This window comes from Flavobacterium bomense (assembly GCF_003970355.1).
Map to the genome: position 1 here is coordinate 24,781 of NZ_RYDJ01000009.1, position 22,676 is coordinate 47,456.

Below are 22,676 nucleotides of genomic sequence, written 5' to 3' on the forward strand. Positions count from 1 at the left end.
GTTGCAATAGCCGTAAAAATTACAATTATCTCAATTTCAAATGGCTTAATTTTGACATTAAAAAACTATTTTTGCATTTTATAACTATAACTACATAATGAGCACAACTAAAACAATTCAATCTGCATTAATCTCCGTCTTTTCAAAAGAAGGATTAGAACCTATAGTAAGACAACTAAACAGTCAAAATGTTACACTTTATTCTACTGGAGGGACTGAGGATTTTATAAAAAATTTAGGAATTCCCGTAATACCCGTTGAAGATGTGACCTCTTACCCTTCTATTTTGGGTGGAAGAGTAAAAACATTACACCCAAAAGTCTTTGGTGGAATACTAAATCGCCAAGATAATGAGAGTGATGCACAACAAATGCTAGAATTCAACATTCCACAAATTGATTTAGTCATTGTTGACTTATATCCTTTTGAAAAAACGGTTGCTTCAGGAGCAAGTGAAGCAGACATCATTGAAAAAATAGATATTGGTGGTATTTCTTTAATTCGTGCTGCTGCAAAAAACTTCAAGGATACCGTAATTGTGGCTTCGGTAGATCAATACGGCTTGCTTTTAGATTTAATTATCGATCAAAATGGCGCCACAACATTGGAAGACCGAAAATTATTGGCAACAAAAGCATTTCATGTTTCATCGCATTATGACACTGCAATTTTCAATTATTTTAATACTGACGAAACCATTTACAAAGAAAGTATTCCTAACGGTCAAGTGCTGAGATACGGTGAAAACCCACATCAAAAAGGATTTTTCTTTGGAGATTTTGAGGCCATGTTCAACAAAGTGCACGGAAAAGAATTATCATACAATAATTTGTTAGATGTAGATGCGGCTGTAAATTTGATAGCTGAATTCAACAATGACGGCCCTACATTTGCCATATTAAAACACAACAACGCTTGTGGTTTAGCGACACGAACAACTATTACTGAGGCCTATTTAGCCGCATTAGCTTGTGACCCGACATCTGCATTTGGAGGTGTTTTAATTTCCAATACTAAAATTGATGCAGCGACTGCAACAGAGATAAACAAATTATTTTGTGAGGTGGTCATTGCCCCCGAATATGATACTGAGGCCCTGACTATTTTACAAGAAAAGAAAAACCGAATCCTATTAGTTCAGAACGAGGTTGCGTTACCCCAAAAAACGGCACGAACCTGCTTGAACGGACTTTTAATTCAAGAAAGAAATACGGTAACTGACAATAAAGAAGCCTTAAAAACCGTTACCATAACAGCTCCTACTGAACAGGAAATTCAGGATTTAATTTTCGCTTCCAAAATTTGTAAAAACACCAAATCAAACACGATTGTTTTTGCTAAAAACGGAACACTTATTGCATCCGGTACAGGACAAACATCCAGAGTTGATGCCTTAGTACAGGCGATAGAAAAAGCTAAAAATTTTGGATTTGACTTACATGGAGCCTCAATGGCAAGTGATGCATTTTTCCCTTTCCCAGACTGTGTTGAAATAGCTAAAAAAGCAGGTATTACTGCGGTAATTCAGCCAGGCGGATCCATCAAAGACAATTTGAGCATTGACTATTGCAATGAAAATAAACTTGCAATGGTATTTACGGGAACGCGTCATTTTAAACATTAATTTGTTTAACTTTGTGCGTTTCAAATTTATAACATTTTAACCCCAAAAAATTTATGGGATTTTTTGATTTCATGACTGAGGATATCGCGATAGACCTTGGTACCGCTAATACTTTAATCATACATAATGATAAAGTTGTAATAGACAGTCCATCAATTGTTGCCAGAGACAGAGTTTCTGGTAAAATCATTGCTGTGGGCAAAGAAGCCAACTTGATGCAAGGTAAAACACATGAAAACATTAAGACAATACGCCCTTTGAAAGATGGTGTAATTGCTGATTTTGATGCTTCAGAAAAAATGATAAGTATGTTTATCAAAAGCATACCCGCGCTAAAGAAAAGAATGTTTACTCCTGCGTTAAGAATGGTCGTTTGTATTCCCTCTGGCATTACCGAAGTGGAGATGAGAGCCGTAAAAGAATCATGTGAAAGAGTAAACGGTAAAGAAGTATACCTAATACACGAACCTATGGCAGCAGCAATAGGTATTGGTATTGATATTATGCAACCAAAAGGAAACATGATTGTAGATATAGGTGGTGGAACAACTGAAATTGCCGTAATCGCCTTAGGTGGTATTGTTTGTGACAAATCAGTAAAAATAGCTGGCGATGTATTCACAAATGATATCGTATATTATATGCGTACCCAACACAATCTTTTTGTTGGAGAAAGTACAGCTGAAAAAATAAAAATTCAAATTGGCGCAGCAATAGAAGATTTAGAAACACCTCCTGAAGACATGTCCGTTCAAGGTAGAGATTTACTTACTGGTAAACCAAAACAGGTAGAAGTATCGTACCGAGAAATTGCAAAAGCATTAGACAAATCAATTCAAAGAATTGAAGATGCCGTTATGGAAACGTTATCACAAACTCCCCCAGAACTAGCTGCCGATATATACAACACAGGAATCTACCTTGCCGGTGGAGGCTCCATGTTAAGAGGTCTTGACAAGCGAATTTCACAAAAAACTGATTTACCAGTTTACATTGCAGAAGATCCGTTAAGAGCTGTAGTAAGAGGGACAGGAATGGCACTAAAAAACATTGCTAAATTTAAAAGTATTTTAATCAAGTAATTTGTTATAGCTACTCTTGTCAATTTACAGGACTGAGATAGCATCCAGCAACAACTATTAGATTCCAAAATAAAACAGACAGCTATTTATATTATACCGTTAGAAAATGCAGCAAATATTTAATTTTATTTTTAAAAACAGTAATCGGTTACTGTTTTTGCTGCTTTTGGGTATTTCATTATCCCTTACCATTCAATCCCACTCCTTTCACAGAAGTAAAATAATTAGTTCTGCAAATTTTCTAAGCGGAGGTGTCTATGAAAAGGTAAACAACCTTAATGAATATTTGAATTTAAAAACTGAAAATGAAGCACTCGCGCTTGAAAACGCAAAATTAAAGAGTCTTATATTTAACAAAAAAGATACCACTGCAATAAAAAAACTAGACAGTCTAAAAGGGATCGAATCAGGAGATATATTAGTATCTAAGGTAATACACAATTCTTATAGTACTCACGAAAATTATTTAACCTTAAATTCAGGAGAACTAGAAGGTGTGAAACCAGACATGGGCGTTATAAACAGCTTAGGAATTATAGGAATCATAGAAAATACCTCACCTAATTATGCCACTGTAATCAGCATTTTAAATAAGAAATTTCAAATTAATGCTAAAATCAAAAAATCCAATCATTTTGGATCTTTGATATGGAACGGAAAAAGTACTGGCTTTGTACAATTGATAGATGTTCCTAGATTAGCCGCTATTAGAAAAGGAGATACCATTGTAACAGGGGGGCAATCTGTAATATTTCCAGAAAACATCAACATAGGAACTATTGACAAAATAGAAATAGACAATCAGACTAATTATTACACCATAAATGTTAAATTATTTAACGATATGACAAATCTAGGTCACGTTTATATTATAACGCGTAAAGATCGTGAAGAAATTATTAATTTAGAAAAAAGAAATAAGGATGAATAGCGCACTGTTAGTCAATATTTCCCGATTCCTTTTGTTATTAGCAATTCAGATTATCATATTTAATAACATGAATTTTTTTGGGTATATAAGCCCATTTCCTTATGTGTTATTTATCATACTTTATCCCGTAAATGGAAATAAATCAGGACTACTAATTGCTAGTTTTTTACTAGGCCTTATCATGGATATGTTCAGTAATTCTGGAGGAACACATGCGACCGCTTGCTTAGTATTAGCCTACTTTAGACCTTCTGTTTTTAAGTTCTCCTTTGGGTTAAGTTATGAATACCAAACTATAAAACTGAATGATGTATTAACCCCAGAAAGATTTTCTTTTTTATTACTATCGGTTACCATTCATCATTTTACGATGTTTTTGCTGGAAGCTTTTCAATTTAGCTTTATTTTAGATGTCGTATTACGAACTTTATTGAGTACCATATTCACACTCCTTATTTGCATAATTATAATATACCTTATTAAGCCTAATAAAAGATGAGAAAAGCACTATTGCCTTCCCTAATCATTCTTGCTACTTCTTTACTAATATTGCGTATTTTTTATTTGCAAATAGTGGATGACACCTTAAAGTTAAAATCTGAAAATAACGCAATTAAAAAAAAATATGAATATCCTGAAAGAGGCTACATCTATGACCGTAAAGGCGTATTAATGGTTGCGAACCAAGCATCTTATGACATTATGGTCATTCCTAGAGAATTAAAAAACACAGATACTTTAGAACTTTGTCAATTGTTGAAAATTTCAAAAGAAGATTTCATTAAAAGAATTGAAAAAGCTAGAATATATAGTCCGCGGTTACCCTCTGTTTTTTTATCACAATTGAATAAAAGTGAATTTGCAGCTTTTCAAGAAAAAATAAGAAAATATGAAGGTTTTTATTTTCAAAAACGTTCCCTTCGTGATTATGAAGTAAATTTTGGAGCCAATGTTTTTGGGGGCATCACTCAGGTAAATGAAAAACTAGTAGCCAAAAATCCATATTACAATAGCGGTGATTTAATTGGAAGACAGGGAGTTGAAGAAAGCTATGAAGATCTTTTACGCGGGGTAAAAGGGGTTAAATACATTCAAAAAGACAAATACAATAGGGAAATTGGCTCCTATAAAGAAGGGAAATACGACACTATAGCCGTGCAAGGAGAAGATATAAATCTTACTATTGACGCCGAACTTCAAAAATACGGAGAGGAATTGATGATTAATAAAAGAGGCGGAATTGTTGCTATTGAACCTCGCACTGGCGAAATACTAGCACTGGTAACCGCTCCTTCTTATGATCCAGGAATATTGGTAGGAAGACAACGCTCTAAAAACTACACCCAACTATACCATGATTCAATAGCAAAGCCACTGTATGACAGAGGATTACTAGCTGAATATCCGCCAGGATCACCGTTTAAAATTTTAACTGGCTTAGTTGCTCTACAAGAAGGTGTAATAGATGAAAACACAAGCGTATCCTGCAATAATGGTTTTAGTTATGCAAGAGGTCGATTTATGAGATGCCATTGTAGAGGAGGTTCTCTTCAGCTGCACAGAGGTATATATGAATCTTGCAATTCCTATTTTGCCACAGCGTATATGAAGACAATAAACAAATATACAAAACCGTCCACAGCTGTTGATGTTTGGAGCAACCACATAAAAAGCTTTGGACTGGGACAATTTATGGGATATGACTTACCAACAGGTAAAAGAGGAAATATTCCGGATTCTAAAACATACAAACGCATCTATCCAAATGGAGGGTGGAGAAGTACCACGATCGTTTCTAATTCAATAGGACAGGGCGAAGTTCTAATGACACCCATACAACTTGCTAACATGATGGCAACTGTTGCAAATGAAGGTTATTATTACACCCCTCACATCATCAAAAAAATTGAAGGCCACAAAATTGATAAAAAATTCACGACAAAACACACCACTACCATCGACAAAAAACACTTCAAACCCATAATTAGCGGTTTGTTTGATGTGTACAACATGGGGACTGCTAGCGCACTTAAAGTCGAAGGAATAGATATTTGTGGTAAAACCGGTACAGCTGAAAATTTTGCTAAAATTGGAGGCAAAAGAATTCAACTTAAAGATCATTCCATATTTGTAGCTTTTGCACCAAAAGACAATCCGAAAATTGCCATTGCTATCATGGTTGAAAATGGGGGATTTGGATCAACAATAGCGGGACCAATTGCCAGTTTGATGATTGAAAAATACCTAAGACAAAAAATCACAAGGATAGATCTGGAAAAAAGAATACTTGCAACCAGCTTACAAAGTCAATATGCCAAATTAGGTGGACTTTCTGACGCAGTCAAATTGCAATTACGCATTAGCGACTCGCTTTTAAATAAAAGAACAATTCCTGCCGTAAGGATTAAAACAGATACCTCAAAAGTAAAAAAACAAGTTATTTAAATGTAATGAAAAACCAAAGTATCACAAATAATATTGATTGGATAAGCATAATCATCTATGCGGTATTAGTTATTTTGGGCTGGTTAAATATCTATTCCTCCTCTATGTCTTCGATGCAAGACACCTATGAAAAACAACTGATCTTCATCGTATTGACCATTCCATTAATATTCATAATACTCTCGGTTGACGGGAAATTTTATGAGAAATATGCGAGTATCATCTTTGGAGTATCACTACTCACATTAGCCGGGCTGTTTTTATTTGGCAAAACAATTGCTGGTCAACGTTGCTGGTATGCTATTGGAAGCTTCACGATCCAGCCTTCTGAATTTGCAAAAGCAGCCACTTCATTAGCATTAGCCAAATATTTGAGTGACACACAAATTAATTTAAAAGAAGTCAATAGACAAATACAGGCTCTTGCCATAATCTTCCTACCTGTGCTACTCATTTTGCCTCAGCCAGACCCTGGAAGCGCATTGATATACAGCATATTCATCATTGTTTTGTATCGTGAAGGACTTCCGGCTTGGTATGTTTGGACTGGATTTATTACAATTCTTTTATTTGTGTTTACCTTATTATTAGAACCAGAATATGTAATACTTATTGGATTAGCAATTATAATATTGGTTCATTTCAAATCAAGACTGGCAGACCGAAATATTGTTTTGAGCAGTATTATCTTTGCCCTGATTTCTGGATTTGTGCTATCTGTAGATTATGTATTTGACAACCTGTTCAAACAACATCACCGAGATCGTTTTAATATTCTTTTAGGAAAAACTGTTGACCTCAAAGGAATTGGATACAACACCAATCAATCCGAAATAGCCATAGGATCTGGAGGCTGGTTTGGAAAGGGATTCCTAGAAGGAACACAAACCAAAGGTGGTTTTGTACCGGAACAACACACGGATTACATCTTCACAACTGTAGGCGAAGAATGGGGATTTCTGGGTTCTCTGGCTGTAATCGCCCTTTTTGCCTGTTTACTTCTTCGAATAATATACCTTGCCGAAAGACAAAAAACAAAGTTTAGCAGAGTATATGGTTACTGTGTTGCAGGCGTACTTTTTACTCATTTCTTTGTAAACATAGCCATGGTAGCCGGTATTTTCCCCACCATAGGCGTACCCTTACCTTTCTTTTCCTACGGAGGTTCCGGTCTTTGGGGTTTTACAATATTGCTTTTTATATTTATAAAAATGGATGCCAATAAAGTAAATGAATGGTAATTTGACAAATTTAAGACAAAAGTAATCCACGAACCTCACTATGGATTATTACTCTTTGTTTTTGAATCAAAGACCTAAACAATAAATATATTTATCTTATTGTTACATTGAATTGAATCCTAAAGTTATACGTCAATACCAAAATTCAGATGGTAATTTGCAATAAATCCGGTCTTTTTCAGTAACATTTTAGCACACTAAATTGATAGATAAACAGCATTGATTTACTTATCTAGTCTCCTTCACTGAGTTACAAAACTCGAAAAAACAATTACCCAAATAGAAAAACCCTGTACGTTCTTAAGAATGTACAGGGTTTTTCTATTATTATTGACTGAAACTTGCTGAAAAACTACCTAAGATTTCGCTAATTTATCTTTTTTAATTTTAACAGGAATGCTTTTTTTAGAAATTGCTTTTGATTGCAAATCTTCTAATACATTCAGTGCTTCCTCAACATAAATATCTTTTGCTAAAGCTTCATGCCATCTTTCTCTTTTTTCTTTTAAAGAAGCGTCTTTATTAATTGCATCTGCTTCATGAGGCAGTGAAGTAAACGTAAGTAGATTTTTGTAATCTACAATTGGTTTGTATTTTTTAGCTTTTTCTTCAATTTCAGATTGTGCGATTTTAAATGTATCAATATTCAAACTATACACATTCTCCTCGCTTCTACTATCAATCCACTTCGCATTCTCTTCAATTAATTGAAACTGTGCATTTTTACTAATACGGTTTTTGCTATTTGTTATCGCCTGATTAAAGTTGTCATTATTAGTCCAAACACTGTAGTCAGCCCGATCAATTTTGTCCCAAGGCATTGCATTATCCATATCGCGCTCTCCCATTTTCAAGTAGGCATAACGATCCGGCATAACGATGTCACTTCGTACCCCATCTAGTTGAGTAGAACCACCGTTGATTCTATAAAATTTTTGTGTGGTGGTCTTAATAGCACCTAAATCCCCAACGGAGCTACTGCGCACAAACTGGTTCAGGTCAATCACATTTTGAACGGTTCCTTTACCGTACGTTTGTTTGCTCCCAATTATAATTCCTCTTTTGTAATCTTGAATTGCAGCTGCTAAGATCTCAGAAGCTGAGGCAGAAAAACTATTCACCATAATTACTAAAGGGCCATCCCATTCTATTTTTTTATCTCGATCGTACAACACTTCTTTTTTTCTTCCTGCTGATTTAATTTGAACAATGGGACCCTGCTCAATAAATAAGCCTGCAATATCTACAACCGTGGATAATGATCCGCCTCCGTCATCGCGAACATCAAGAACAATTCCATCAACACCGGATTGTTTCAGTCGCTCGACTTCAATAGCAACATCTTTACCGGCATCTCTACCGTCTTTATTTTCAAAATCAATATAGAATTTAGGCAAATAAATTATCCCATATTTCATCCCGTTTTTATTCACGATACTTGACTTGGCGTACGTTTCCTCAATTTCAACAATATCTCTGATAATAGAAATAATCTTGATTGTTCCGTCTACTTTTTTAACTGTAAGTCGGACTTCCGAACCTTTTGGTCCTTTAATTTTCTTTACCACATCATCAAGCCGCATCCCAACAACATCAACTGAAACTCCGGAGCCCTGCCCTACTTTCATTATTAAATCTCCTGCTTCCAGTTGTTTCCCTCTCCATGCGGGACCACCGGAAATAAGTTCCGAAATCTCAGTTAAATCATTTTTCTTTTGGAGACGGGCACCAATTCCCTCTAACTTTCCGCTTATACTTACATCAAATCGTTCTTTTTCTTCGGCAGCAAAATAATTCGTGTGCGGATCAAAACGAGCCGTAATAGAATTTATATACACAGAAAACCAATCATTTCTATCCAAATCTTTTATAAACCCAAAATATTCATCTAATGATTTTCCAGAATTTCTTCTGGTTTCTTTTTCTAATTCTTCAAAAGTCTTTGGTTTATCTGGGGTTACCGTGCTGTCCTTTGCTGTTTCTTTAGAAAGTTCTTCTTTTAATTTTTCCTCTTTTTTCAGTATTGCAGCATCCAGTTTTGCCTCATTAGTCTTGTTTTCTTGTAAAGCCAAACGATCTACCAGAGAAGAAAGAGTTGATAATTTAATTTGCTTACGCCATTTATCCTTTAATTCACTTGCACTCTTAGCATAGGGAGCCTTTTCATAATCTATATTAAAGCTTTCATCAACAGAATAATCAAAAGGCTCACTCAAGACATCCTTATAAATCTTTTTACTCTCTTCCATTCTTTTCATCAAACGATCATAGGTAAGATTAAAAAAAGACAAGTCTTTATTCAACAACTGATCGTCTAACAACAACTCAAATTTCGAAAATTCATCGATATCGGATTGCAGGAAAAAACGTTTAGATGGATCTAAAGCCTCAATATAATCTTTATAGATTCCTTTTGAAAAAGTATCGTTAATATCGGCAGGACTGTAATGTCCCTTCTGGATTACAAAAGTCAATAACTCTAAGAGCAATTTATCTTTTTCAGGGTCGTTCTCTTTTGATGCATTATATTTAAAAGCAAACAATGTTAACGAAAGGCATACAACAACAAGTATGATTTTATAATTTCTTTTCATAAAGCTAAGAATTGTATTCATGAATTTTTAATCTAAATTATGGTAAAAACTATGCCAACCGCAGCAGTAGCCCCATAAATTTTTGTTAAAGATATAAATTGTTTTTATTATTTTAAGTTAAATCAACCAACATAACCTATTTTTATATTTTGTTTAGTGATTTCATTCAGGGGGATTACATATACTCCGAAAATCAAAAATAATCAATCTTTTTACAAACAGATATAATGAAAAAAACAAGACCTTTAATTCTAATAACGAATGACGACGGAATTTCGGCACCGGGACTTCGAGCCTTAATTGCCGTTATGGCAGAAATAGGCGAAATCGTCGTGGTTGCTCCTGACAATCCACAAAGTGCCATGGGGCATGCCATTACCATAAACAGCATGTTGTATTTGAATAAAATCTCTAAAGATAGTGATCCATTTTTAGAGTACAGCTGCTCCGGAACTCCAGTGGACTGTGTGAAACTGGCTGTAAATGAAATCCTAAAAAGAAAACCAGATTTATGTGTTTCCGGTGTCAATCATGGTTCAAATTCATCCATAAATGTAATTTACTCCGGAACCATGAGTGCGGCAGTCGAGGCAGGAATAGAGGAAATTCCAGCTATAGGCTTCTCTCTTTTAGATTATGACTGGAACGCCAATTTTGAAACGATCAAAACCTTTATACGCAAAATCTCTTTAGAAGTTTTAGAAAATGGACTTCCAGAAGGGGTCGTTTTAAATGTTAATTTCCCAAAATTAAACGAAAAGGACATCAAAGGAATTCGTATTTGTCGCCAAGCCAAAGCACTTTGGGTAGAAAAATTTGATAAAAGAAAAACACCGCAAGGAAGGGATTACTATTGGCTGGCAGGAGAATTTGTCAATCAGGACAAAGGCGAAGACACAGACGAATGGGCGCTCGAAAATGGATACATATCAGTTGTTCCAGTTCAATTTGACTTGACAGCACATCATGCCATACAGCAACTTAATACCTGGAAATGGAATGAATAAGAACGATTTAGTCTGGGGGATTTTGGTAGGATTTCTCACTACACTAGTTGGTTGCTATCTCTTTATTACCTTTTTTACTGACTTCCAGTTTATCATTGGAATTCAGATCATAAAAGCGCAGGGAAATTTAGGAAAAATCATCACACTGGGATCCATCCTTACGTTGATAGCCTTTGGCATTCTGCTAAAAATGAATAAAGAAATGATGGCGCGTGGTGTCGTATTGGCCATCATACTAATGACAGTACTCACTTTGTTTATTTAAGAAGGCTTATTAGTTTACCTTTGTAAATTGACATACCATTTATAACAGACCTGAATTTATAAATTTAAATGCTGAATTTATACCTTTCTAATCCAACAAACATGAAATACTACATTATAGCAGGGGAAGCTTCAGGCGATTTGCATGGTTCCAATTTAATGAAAGCACTTTATAAAAAAGATCCTAAAGCTGACATTCGGTTTTGGGGAGGCGATTTAATGAATACAACAGGCGGAACCTTAGTAAAACATTACCGAGAATTAGCTTTTATGGGCTTTATTGAGGTAATTTTTAATTTGAAAACTATTTTAAGCAACATCAAAGTCTGCAAAAAAGACATTCTTGAATTTCAGCCGGACATTCTTATTTTCATTGATTATCCTGGTTTTAATTTACGGATTGCAAAATGGGCAAAAGCGTTAGGAATGAAAACGCACTACTACATTTCTCCACAAATTTGGGCTTGGAAAGAAAGCAGAATTACAGCTATCAAGCGTGATATTGATAAAATGTATGTGATTTTGCCTTTCGAAAAAAAATTCTATGAAGACAAACACCATTTTCCGGTAGAATTTGTCGGGCATCCACTGATTGATGCCATCCACAACCAACCCGAAGTTGATTCAATCCTTTTTAGAACAGAAAACCAATTAAACGACAAACCGATAATTGCAATTTTACCCGGTAGCCGAAAACAGGAAATAACTAAAATGTTATCAGTCATGCTCAGTGTGGCAAATGATTTTCCAGACTATCAGTTCGTGATTGCAGGGGCGCCAAGTCAGGAATTTTCTTTCTATAAAGAATTCATCACTCAAGAAAACATTAAATTCATTTCTAATAAAACCTATGATTTACTGCGTAATGCAACAGCTGCATTAGTAACCTCAGGAACGGCAACACTGGAAACAGCGCTTTTCAAAGTGCCGGAAGTAGTTTGCTACAAAGGCAGCTGGGCTTCCTACCAAATTGCTAAACGAATTATTACCCTGAAATACATCTCATTAGTCAACTTAATTATGGATGAGGAGGTGGTGACCGAACTAATTCAAGAGCAATGCAATCCAAAACGCATTCGAGAAGAACTCAAAAAGATATTAGAAATCAACCACCGCAATACTCTTTTAGAAAAATATGCGTTATTAGAACAGCAATTAGGTGGCATTGGCGCTAGTGAAAAAACAGCAAAACTCATCGTGTCTGATTTACTGTAGATTATCTCTTATTTATAAATAGCTCCCTTTACAAAAAAATTACACTCTTTTGAAACATTTTCTATTTCTTGTATTGGTTCTTACCTTTTTTACGGCTTGTAAATCAACTTCCCCGATAACCAACTCGAAAAAAGCAGACCCAAAAGAGCAATCCATTCAATCCGAAAAAAGGAAAGCACAACGTCTGGTCGAACAATTAATCGATGCTGCTGCTGAAAATATTGGTGTGAAATACAGGTATGGCGGGACAACAAAATCAGGTTTTGACTGTTCCGGCTTGATGGTCAACATCTTTGATTCAAATGAAATAAGTCTGCCTCGCACCTCGATTCAACAATCAAAACACGGTATTATTTTAGATCATGAACAAGAAAAAGCTAAAAAAGGGGATCTGATATTCTTTAAAACCAATAGAAACCGACAAATAAACCACGTAGGAATAGTCATTGAAGTCAATGAAGACGAGATAAAATTCATTCATGCGTCGACCTCAAGAGGCGTTCTGATTTCCTCCACAAAAGAAGTGTATTACAAAACCAGATTTGCTCAACTCAACAGGGTTTTATAGCTCGAGTTCTTCATTACTAATCCCTGTGTTTCTATTTCAACCTATTTTCAAAAAAAATAAATTCGTTACGTACTAAAAATATGTACTTTAGAGTCATGAAAGTACTACAATTTCCTTTGGCAAGAATAACAATTGGGTTTGTTTCAGGACTTCTTTTCGCTTTTTACCTGCATCCTCCATTAGCAGCAGTCATTGTTATACTTTTAACCGCTATGAGTCTCTTTGGGGTGTTGTTTTTTTTATCCAAAAAAAGCAACACCCGTACCGCTTATTTTGGTATTGCCACTTATTTTTTGTCTTTTATCATTGGAACCACTACACAAGTAACCCACACGGATTATTTTCAAAAGGACAACTACACCCACAATACAAATGCTTTTGAGCAGCCTCATTCTATTTCTGTTGTTGTTAGAGAAAAGCTGAAAAGCTCCTTATTTAGCGACCGTTATATAGTCCTTGTCAACCATATTAATGAAAAAGAACAGTCTGGCCGATTGCTCCTTAACGTTCAAAAAAATCATTTAAACCCCGTATTTGCAGCAGGAACCCCTTTGCTAATCAAAGGCACGTTGTCAAGGAATAAACAACCTATGAATCCGAATCAATTTGACTACGGCAAATACCTTGAAAACAAACAAATCTATGCACAACTGTTTGCTGCTGGTGATGAAATAAAAATTGGAAATAAAACAGCGAAAAATATCTGGTACTATTCTTCAAAATTGAGAACGCGAATTATTCGGAATTTAGAAAAAAACAACTTCAATAAAACGGAATTGAATGTTGCCATTGCTCTGATCATGGGGCAACAACAAGATATTTCACCTGATATCATACGGGATTACCAGTATGCGGGAGCCGTACATATTTTATCCGTTTCAGGACTGCATATTGGCTTCATTTTGCTTTTTGTAACTTATATTCTAAAGCCGATTCCAAATACAAAAAAAGGCTCGTTCCTTAAACTACTCCTTATTCTGGCATCTTTGTCTATTTTTGGTATAATTGCAGGTTTAGCACCATCAGTAGTTCGCTCGGTGACTATGTTTTCCTTTGTGGCTATTGGGAATCATCTGCGCAGAAGCGTCAATATTTACCATACTTTATTAGTTTCTGTGTTATTGATTTTGTTTTTTGAGCCTTCGTTTCTATTTGACGTTGGTTTTCAGTTGAGTTACATTGCTTTGTTTTTCATTATTTGGCTGCAACCTCTTTTGGCCTCTGTGTGGCAACCAGAAAACAAAGCTTCAAAATACGTCTGGAACATTCTCACCGTTTCCTTGGCGGCGCAAATAGGTACTTTACCCCTGAGTATTTATTATTTTCATCAGTTTCCGGGTTTGTTTTTTGTGACCAATCTAATCATTATTCCAGTACTGAGTTTCATAATGATAGTAGGCGTTTTGGTAATGATTTTGGCCGCATTTGACCTTATTCCGGTTTTTCTCTCCCACCTGCTGGAAACCAGTATTTACTATTTAAACAAGATTATCAACGCAATAGCTTCGATAGAACAGTTTATAATTCAAGATATTCCGCTTAATTTATACCTGTTACTCAGCAGTTATTTAGCTCTAATAAGCCTTGTCATTTGGTTTAAAAAACCTACTTTCCACAAATTAGCAATCGCTTTAACTTGTATTATAGTTGTGCAATTTTCTTGTTTTACAACCCATTGGAACGTGCAAAACGAGCAGGAATTTATTGTTTTCAACAGCCGAAAGAATACCTTGATCACTGAACGAAATGGAGTAAATATCATTGTTTACGCCAATGACAGTCTTTTAAAAACGGCACAAGAAAACAGTCTTATAAAATCCTATCGCATTGGAAACCTGAGCACTTTACGACAGAAAAAAGAACTCCGAAATTTCCTGTATTTTAAAGGCGAAAAAATATTTATTGTAGACCATTCCGGAGTGTATCCCAAAAACATCAATCCGGATGTTATTATATTGACACAATCCTCTAAAATAAATATGGACCGCTTACTCCAAATAATGAAGCCAAAATTAGTTGTGGCTGATGCGTCCAACTTTAAATCCATACAAAAACAATGGAAAGCCAGTTGCGAGAAACAGAAAATCCCTTTTCACGCAACAGGCGAAAAGGGATTTTATAAATTGAATTAATATTTTATTTTTTCAAAAAACCATTTGCAACTGCTAACCAGGCTGCTGGTCCGCCGGCTACATACCCCGTACTGCCAATACCTTCAAAATTGACTTTCCCTTCTTTTGTAGTACCATTTGCGAGTATAATAGTTGGAAACCCTTGTATGCCAAAAATTTGTTGTAATTCATTATTCTGCTTTTTTACCTCTTCAGTCTGTGGTACTCGTCTTGGATAATCTAATTCGACCAAAACGACATTTTCTTTTGCCCAAGCTGCAAATTCAGGAGTCTTCAAGACCTCTTTTTGTAACCGGATGCACCAACCACACCAATCGCTTCCGGTAAAAAACATTAATAATGGTTTTTTAGTTAAGGCTGAAACTTCCAGAGCCTTATTGACATTAGTCTCCCACACTAATTCTTGTGCTTCAGCAGCAAATGAACCAACTAACAATAACAACGTTATTATACCTTTCTTCATATCTATATTATTTACGGTGGACAAATCAAAAATGATGCCTAAAATTTATCGAACACCATGCATTAATTTCTTAATTATTGGAGTCATCAAAACAGAGAACAAAGCAACTACAATAGAGATAATAGTCAACATCCAAAAGAAGTAACTCAATCCGTGTTCATTGGCGATTTTATCTATATTTTCACCAAACATACCTGCACCTTTCATACCAATTGCTACTGCTAAGTACCAAACTCCAAACATAAAGGCAATCATACGGGCAGGAACTAATTTACTTACATACGACAATCCTACCGGTGAGATACACAGCTCAGCCATTGTATGGAAAAGATAAACTAAAATCAACCAGATCATACTTACTGAAGCTGTTTTTGCACCCGCTTCGATTCCGCTTGCCCCAAAAGCGACACAAGCCATACCAAGCGCTAGCAATGCCATTCCGATTCCGTATTTTAAATTTGCAGAAGGATTGTATTTACTTTCCCACCATTTTGAAAACAATGGAGCCAAAGAGATAATGAATAACGAGTTTAAAGTAGAAAACCAAGTGGCAGGAACTTCTGTCAATGCAGTAGTTACTTTATCAATTTTCAATGCTTGCAATGTTGAATCTGATAAAGTAAGATAACCCGCAGTGTAATAATCTTTAGTCAACATCCATAGTGCTATTCCCCAAATAATTATAAAACTGACACTAAGGATCATATTTGCAACAGCATAAAGTTTAAATGTTTGCTTAAATAATAAAATTAAAACCCCGGTAATAATAACCAACGGTAAAATAGTAATTAACGAATTAATCACTAAAAACACCACACTCCAATTGCCTGTTAAAACACGATCCGTATAATCACTGGCAAAAATGGTCAAACTATTTGGTGACTGCTCAAAAATTGCCCAAAAGAAAATGGTAAGAAAGGCAAAAAAGGTAACTGCTATTAATTTTTCTTTAGTAATTTTAGAATATTGAGTAAATCTATAGATTAACAATAAAATAAATACAAGTAGAGCTGAAACAATTGCAATCGCATTTCCATTAGGACCTAAGAAAGAAAAAATATTTATTTTGCCCCCGGATATTTTTGAAGCAGGATCATTTATAAGCCATAATAATGCTAATATAGAAGAGAAGGCTATTGCTGCCAATTGTATTGGCGAAAAAGGATTTCTTTTGTCAGTATCTAATGCTTCTGCTTTCGCTTTGCTTTCTTTATTTGGTTTTAAACCAATATCTCCAAAGATATCCTGAGACAGCCAAAACTGCAACATTCCAAAGAACATAAAAATTCCGGCTAAACCAAAACCGTAAGTCCAACCCACTTTTTCTCCTAAATAACCGCAAAGTAAAATCCCAAAGAACGCTCCGGCATTAACTCCCATATAAAACAAAGTGTACGCGCCATCTTTCTTTTCAGGACGGTCTTTGTACATTTCAGATACGATAGAGGTCATGTTGGGTTTGAAAAAACCATTCCCAAAAACCAACAATACTAATCCTAAATAAATAGAAAATTCTGTTTCAACAGCCATAGAAGCATGCCCTAAAGTCATTAAGCTTGCCCCAACAACAACAGCCCATCTAAAACCAATTACTTTATCCGCAAAATACCCCCCTAACATTGTGGACAAATAAACCAATCCTACATAGGATCCAAATAAGGCAGAAGCATTTTCGCGAGTCCATTCCCAACCACCATCTGTAAAGGAAGCGGTTAAAAATAATATCAACAAAGAACGCATTCCGTAGAATGAAAATCGTTCCCACATTTCTGTGAAAAACAAAACGAACAATCCCGCAGGATGTCCTAAAACGGTATTCTTAAAAAATTGATCTGTTGTATTTTCACTCATCCTATTAATTGTTTAATTCCTTATCAACTCCGTGCATTAATTTTTTGATTACTGGTGAAAGCAGCAGTAAAACAACCCCAAAACCAAGACCCGTATAAAATAAATATTCAAAAAGCACTAAATAACTCTGCTTTGCTAAATTTAAATCAGGGGCTGTACCATTTGAGGTGTCTACCGAAGCAATATTTGCTAAAATAGACGCAATAAATTCAGAACTGGCTGTTGCCAAAAACCAAACGCCCATCATGAACCCAACGATTTTTGCCGGAGATAATTTAGTTACTGCAGAAAGTCCTACTGGTGACAAACTCAATTCTCCACAAGTATGTAAAAAATAAGCCAATATTAGCCAAATCGCTGCTACTTTTCCAGCACCAGAAAGGTTTATTCCCATCACTAATGCTCCAAAGCCTAGTCCTACTAATGCTAATGCTAATGCAAATTTTACAGCTGTATTCGGATTGTATTTCCCTAATTTCGGCCAAATCCAAGCAAAGACAGGCGCTAGCAATATTATAAACAAGGCATTAAAACTTAAGAACTGCCCGGCAGAAACTTCATAACCAAATATAGTTCGGTCTAAAATCCGGTCAGCAAATAAATTCATGGAAGTATACGCTTGTTCAAACAATGCCCAGAAGACAATAGTAAATACGATCAGAATAGTTAACGCAATCAACTGATCACGTGCTTTACCATCGAGTTGTGTAGCTGCGTAATAAACAATATAAATAAAAGAAATTCCACCCGCAATTTTTAAAGCCCATGAAACTGCATCGTGATTTTGGACCATTTGCCAAAACAATACCGTTGACAAAACACTTCCAATATAAATCAACCACTCATTTTTAAATCCAAACAATTTGTTTTCTAGGAAAGAAGGGTTGTTTGATTCTCCTTTTCCCATCAATAATTTTCTGCCGGAAATAAAAGTCAATAGTCCAAAAAACATTCCGACACCAGCTGCACCAAAACCATAACTCCAACCGTACGTTTCGCCCAACCAAACACATATTAGCGTAGCCATAAAAGATCCTAAGTTGATTCCCATATAAAACAACGTGAATCCAGAATCTCTTCGTTTATCGCCTTTTTCATATAATTCTCCCACTAATGAAGAGATATTGGCTTTAAGAAAACCAACCCCGACAATGATTAACGATAATGAAAAGTAAAATATTTGCAAGGCGGTTTCGTCCCGTGTAATTGCGCCGGTAATGGATTGTGTGGCAGCATTTCCTTCATAAGCCATTCCTATATGACCCAACACCAACATAATCCCACCAAAAACAATGGCTTTTCTAAATCCCAGATATTTATCAGCAATAAAACCTCCTAACACTGGAACGGCATACACTAAAGCAGCGTAACTACCAATTAATAAATTCCCCGAAGTATCCGAAAACAAATGGTACTTTGTCAGATAAAAAATCAACAAGGCTTTCATTCCATAAAAGGAGAAGCGCTCCCACATTTCGGTAAAAAACAATATAAAAAGCGCTTTTGGATGTCCAAAAAAATCTTTTTTAATCAATGCGTCGTTCGTCATAAAGCGCTGTTATAAATTTTCTTTGATGAAATTAGTCATTTTTGTGTACAATTGAATTCTGGTTTTCCCACCATAAATTCCGTGATTATTGTCCGGGTAAATTTGGGAATCAAATTGTTTATTAGCCTGAATCAACGCTTCCATCATCTGCATGGAGTTTTGAACGTGAACATTATCATCTCCTGAACCGTGTATCAAAAGGAATTTCCCTTTCAATTTATCTACATGATTTATTGGGGAATTATCATCGTATCCGCTAGCATTTTCTTGTGGGGTCTGCATGTAGCGTTCCGTGTACACACTGTCATAAAAACGCCAGTTCGTCACAGGAGCTACAGCAATTGCCATTTTGAACGTATCATTTCCTTTCATGATGCAATTAGACGCCATAAAACCACCATACGACCAGCCAAATATACCAATTCTAGCCTTATCAACAAATGCGTAATTTCCTATTACTTTCGCAGCATCAATTTGATCTTCTACTTCGTATTTCCCTAATTGCAGTTGGGTTACTTTTTTGAAATCAGCTCCTTTAAAGCCAGTTCCGCGCCCGTCAACACAAGCTACAATGTATCCTTGTTGCGACAACATCATAAACCAATATTCATTAGAACTTCCCCATCCGTTCACAACCTGCTGAGAACCTGGACCAGAATACTGAATCATAAAAACAGGATATTTTTTAGTTGGGTCAAAATCTTTTGGTTTAATCATCCAAGCATTGAGCTCATTCCCTTTTGCTGTCTTTAAAACAAAAAACTCTTTAGCCGGTAAATCATAGTTTTTTAGCTTTGTTGCCAAATTTTCATTGTTTTCAATAACTTGAACTTGTTTTCCAGCCTTGGCCTCGTTCAATGTATACGTCGGAGGTAGAGACGCACTAGAAAACGTATTGATGTAGTATTGGAAATTCGGACTGAATGTTGCCGCATTAGTTCCTGTATTTTGTGACAAACGGACTTTGTTTTTTCCGTCAAGACCTATTCTATAAACATCTCTGTTAATAGATCCGTTTTCTACCGACTGATAGAAAACTGTATTTGTTTTTTCGTCTAAACCGTAATAATTCGTCACTTCCCATTTTCCTTTGGTCAGTTGGTTTTTCAATTTTCCATTTTTATCATATAAATAAATATGATTGAAACCGTCTTTTTCGCTGGTCCAAATAAAACTGTTGTCTTTCAAGAAAGTCAAGTTATCTGTCACATCAACGTAGGCTTTGTCTTTTTCGTTCAAAACTACTTTTACAGCTCCTGAATTTCCATCGATAAACAACAAATCCAAATTGTTTTGGTGGCGATTCAATACCTGTGCTGATAGTGTATTCTCATCATTTGTCCATTTCATTCTGGCAATATAAAAATCGTTATAATTCCCAAGATTTATGTTTTTTACTGCATTCAAATTTACATCATAAATATGTAAAGAAACTAGAGCATTCTTCTCCCCGGCTTTTGGATATTTGAACGTTTGCATCGTTGGGTACAAGTCTTTTCCAAACATTGACATTGAAAATTCCGGAACCTGACTTTCGTCAAAACGTATGTAGGCTACTTTTTTGCTGTCAGCACTCCAGTCAAAAGCCTTTACAAAAGCAAATTCTTCTTCGTAAACCCAATCCGTAATACCATTAATAATACTGTTTTTTTGTCCGTCTGTAGTTATTGGAGTTGATTTATCAGCAGCTAAATCATGTACATACAGATTATTTTCTTTGGCGTATGCAATCTTTTTCCCATCAGGTGAAAAAGTAGGCTCCTGAACGGGAGAATCGAATAGTTTTCTTAATTTCTTATTGGCAATGTCATATAAATAGTAATCCGCTGTAAAGGAGTGGCGGAAGATTTGATTGGTATTGCAAGCCAATAGAATCATTTTTTCTGAAGCGTCAAACGTATAACTGTCAATCCCTCCTGATAATTCGGCGTACGATTTTGTATCTATTAATGTGGACACTTTTTTTAAAGTTGCAAAATCATACAAATCAATCTGCATGCTTCTGGACTGTCTGTCGGTATTCAAAACCGTATATTGATTTGTGTTTTTCAACGACTGCAATTCATCCATGCCTTGCGCCCGAAAAGTGCCGTTATAAATGGCATCAATGGTGATTTTTTGCTGCCCTGCAACTGCAAAACAAACGAATAAAAATAATGCAATAATTTTTCTTGAATACATGATATTTATTTAAATATAAAAACCGTCAATTTTAGTGAAAAATTTACAATAATTTCACATTATATGTGTTAAATCTTAAAAACAATATTTTAAACCCCCTTTTATTGAGGATAATAGGATTGCTACTAAAACGGCTAAAACCGTATATTTGCATTTAATTATACTATAATCAATTGAAAATGAATAAGGCCATTAGCGGATTTTCTAAACTATCCAAAGAAGAAAAAATTAAATGGATTGCCGATCAATATTTTTCAACACCCACAGAAGCCATCGCCTTGCTGAAAAACTACTGGAATTCTGATGAAAAAATACAGAAATTACACGATGAATTCATCGAAAACACGATAACCAATTTCTACATACCGCTTGGAGTTGCTCCTAATTTCCTGATTAATGGAAAATACAGCACGATTCCCATGGCTATTGAAGAAAGTTCTGTGGTTGCCGCTGCCGCAAAAGCTGCTAAATTTTGGTCTACGCGTGGCGGATTTAAAGCAACCGTAATCAATACTGAAAAAATTGGTCAGGTTCATTTTATTTATAAAGGTGATGTTTCAAAATTGAATTTGTTTTTTGTCCAACACAAAAATAAATTCTTTTCAGAAACCGAGTCGATTACCACAAATATGCAAAAACGTGGTGGCGGAATTTTAGATATTATTTTAAAAGACAAAACCGATTTATTGCCCCATTATTTTCAGCTGCATGCCACTTTTGAAACCAAAGACAGCATGGGCGCTAATTTTATCAATTCGTGTCTGGAACAGTTTGCTAAAACCTTAAAAGAAGAGGTCCAAAACTATAGTCTATTCACCGAATCAGAAAAAGAGATTGAAGTAGTAATGAGTATCCTTTCGAATTACGTTCCTAATTGTATCGTAAGAGCCGAAGTTTCTTGTCCGATTGCTGACTTGGAAGAAAAACACATTTTAAATCCTCAAGAATTTGCAGAGAAATTTGTGCAAGCCGTACAAATCGCCGAAGTCGAGCCGTACAGAGCCGTTACGCATAACAAAGGAATCATGAACGGAGTAGATGCGGTAGTTTTGGCAACTGGGAATGATTTCCGCGCTGTCGAAGCCGGAATTCATGCCTATGCATCGCGAAACGGAAAATACTCCAGTCTTTCCCATGCCAAAATAGAAAATGGTATTTTTACTTTTTGGCTAGAAATCCCTTTAGCAGTAGGAACGGTTGGTGGTTTGACTTCCTTACATCCATTGGTAAAATTATCATTGGAAATGTTAGAGAAACCATCTGCCAAGGAATTAATGCAGTTTGTAGCCGTAGCCGGTTTAGCCCAAAACTTTGCCGCATTGCGTTCTTTGACTACCACAGGAATTCAGGAAGGACACATGAAAATGCATTTGAACAACATCATCAATCAGCTTAAAGCCACTGATGAAGAGCGCATTTTAATCCTGAAATATTTTAAAAAAAATCCCGTTTCGCATAGCGCTGTGGTCACCTATATTGAAAGTTTAAGAAAATAATTTTATCTTGAAGCAACAAAGAATAAGGTTGCT

General features: G+C 35.5%; 17 protein-coding genes. 12 read left to right on the forward strand and 5 right to left on the reverse strand.

What is annotated here, in order from left to right:
- The first annotated feature begins 97 nt into the window (after positions 1 to 97).
- The 6 genes from purH (at position 98) to rodA (ending at position 7,323) form a co-directional block, all read left to right on the forward strand.
- Positions 98 to 1,624 (forward strand): bifunctional phosphoribosylaminoimidazolecarboxamide formyltransferase/IMP cyclohydrolase, encoded by a 1,527-nt coding sequence (purH, locus tag EKL98_RS09060; RefSeq protein WP_126457461.1) that lies wholly within the window; start codon positions 98 to 100, stop codon positions 1,622 to 1,624.
- 53 nt (positions 1,625 to 1,677) lie between these two features.
- Positions 1,678 to 2,706 carry a rod shape-determining protein gene (locus EKL98_RS09065; protein ID WP_126452939.1) on the forward strand — a complete coding sequence of 343 codons (1,029 nt, stop codon included), beginning with the start codon at positions 1,678 to 1,680 and terminating at the stop codon, positions 2,704 to 2,706.
- Positions 2,707 to 2,812: 106 nt separating this feature from the next.
- Positions 2,813 to 3,637, forward strand: coding sequence for a rod shape-determining protein MreC (gene mreC / locus EKL98_RS09070; RefSeq protein ID WP_126457462.1), 825 nt, complete (start codon positions 2,813 to 2,815; stop codon positions 3,635 to 3,637).
- Entirely contained in the window at positions 3,630 to 4,136 is a 507-nt protein-coding gene (locus tag EKL98_RS09075) for a rod shape-determining protein MreD (protein WP_126457463.1), read from the forward strand. Before mreC ends, EKL98_RS09075 begins: the two co-directional genes overlap by 8 nt.
- A complete protein-coding gene (gene mrdA, locus EKL98_RS09080; protein ID WP_126562106.1) occupies positions 4,133 to 6,082 on the forward strand; it encodes a penicillin-binding protein 2 in 1,950 nt (649 codons plus the stop codon). Before EKL98_RS09075 ends, mrdA begins: the two co-directional genes overlap by 4 nt.
- 5 nt (positions 6,083 to 6,087) lie before the next feature.
- A complete protein-coding gene (gene rodA, locus EKL98_RS09085) occupies positions 6,088 to 7,323 on the forward strand; it encodes a rod shape-determining protein RodA (protein WP_126457465.1) in 1,236 nt (411 codons plus the stop codon).
- Positions 7,324 to 7,679: 356 nt separating this feature from the next.
- On the opposite strand, the gene EKL98_RS09090 is transcribed toward rodA, so the two are convergent.
- Complete coding sequence (locus tag EKL98_RS09090; RefSeq protein WP_126562107.1) at positions 7,680 to 9,938, reverse strand: carboxy terminal-processing peptidase; 2,259 nt, start codon at positions 9,936 to 9,938, stop codon at positions 7,680 to 7,682.
- A gap of 206 nt (positions 9,939 to 10,144) precedes the next feature.
- Here EKL98_RS09090 and surE point away from each other — a divergent pair, with 206 nt between their 5' ends.
- The 5 genes from surE (at position 10,145) to EKL98_RS09115 (ending at position 15,103) form a co-directional block, all read left to right on the forward strand.
- Positions 10,145 to 10,924, forward strand: a complete 780-nt coding sequence (surE, locus tag EKL98_RS09095) for a 5'/3'-nucleotidase SurE (protein ID WP_126562108.1) — start codon at positions 10,145 to 10,147, stop codon at positions 10,922 to 10,924.
- Positions 10,917 to 11,189 (forward strand): hypothetical protein, encoded by a 273-nt coding sequence (locus tag EKL98_RS09100; RefSeq protein ID WP_126453152.1) that lies wholly within the window; start codon positions 10,917 to 10,919, stop codon positions 11,187 to 11,189. The genes surE and EKL98_RS09100 overlap by 8 nt, the downstream gene beginning before the upstream one ends.
- A gap of 101 nt (positions 11,190 to 11,290) precedes the next feature.
- The gene (gene lpxB, locus EKL98_RS09105; protein WP_126457468.1) at positions 11,291 to 12,403 is read left to right on the forward strand and encodes a lipid-A-disaccharide synthase; all 1,113 of its coding nucleotides are present in this window, start codon (positions 11,291 to 11,293) and stop codon (positions 12,401 to 12,403) included.
- Between the two features lie 49 nt (positions 12,404 to 12,452).
- On the forward strand, positions 12,453 to 12,971 hold the full coding sequence (locus tag EKL98_RS09110; protein ID WP_126562109.1) for a C40 family peptidase: 519 nt from the start codon (positions 12,453 to 12,455) through the stop codon (positions 12,969 to 12,971).
- Between the two features lie 95 nt (positions 12,972 to 13,066).
- Positions 13,067 to 15,103 (forward strand): ComEC/Rec2 family competence protein, encoded by a 2,037-nt coding sequence (locus EKL98_RS09115; protein WP_126562110.1) that lies wholly within the window; start codon positions 13,067 to 13,069, stop codon positions 15,101 to 15,103.
- A gap of 4 nt (positions 15,104 to 15,107) precedes the next feature.
- On the opposite strand, the gene EKL98_RS09120 is transcribed toward EKL98_RS09115, so the two are convergent.
- The 4 genes from EKL98_RS09120 to EKL98_RS09135 are packed head-to-tail and all read right to left on the reverse strand — an operon-like array spanning position 15,108 to position 21,147.
- Entirely contained in the window at positions 15,108 to 15,566 is a 459-nt protein-coding gene (locus EKL98_RS09120) for a thioredoxin family protein (RefSeq protein ID WP_126457471.1), read from the reverse strand.
- A gap of 45 nt (positions 15,567 to 15,611) precedes the next feature.
- A complete protein-coding gene (locus tag EKL98_RS09125; RefSeq protein WP_126554931.1) occupies positions 15,612 to 17,417 on the reverse strand; it encodes a peptide MFS transporter in 1,806 nt (601 codons plus the stop codon).
- 4 nt (positions 17,418 to 17,421) lie between these two features.
- On the reverse strand, positions 17,422 to 18,966 hold the full coding sequence (locus tag EKL98_RS09130; RefSeq protein WP_126457472.1) for a peptide MFS transporter: 1,545 nt from the start codon (positions 18,964 to 18,966) through the stop codon (positions 17,422 to 17,424).
- A 9-nt stretch (positions 18,967 to 18,975) separates the two neighbouring features.
- Positions 18,976 to 21,147 (reverse strand): S9 family peptidase, encoded by a 2,172-nt coding sequence (locus EKL98_RS09135; protein WP_126562111.1) that lies wholly within the window; start codon positions 21,145 to 21,147, stop codon positions 18,976 to 18,978.
- A 179-nt stretch (positions 21,148 to 21,326) separates the two neighbouring features.
- Here EKL98_RS09135 and EKL98_RS09140 point away from each other — a divergent pair, with 179 nt between their 5' ends.
- The gene (locus tag EKL98_RS09140) at positions 21,327 to 22,643 is read left to right on the forward strand and encodes a hydroxymethylglutaryl-CoA reductase, degradative (protein WP_126554925.1); all 1,317 of its coding nucleotides are present in this window, start codon (positions 21,327 to 21,329) and stop codon (positions 22,641 to 22,643) included.
- Positions 22,644 to 22,676: the final 33 nt, after the last annotated feature.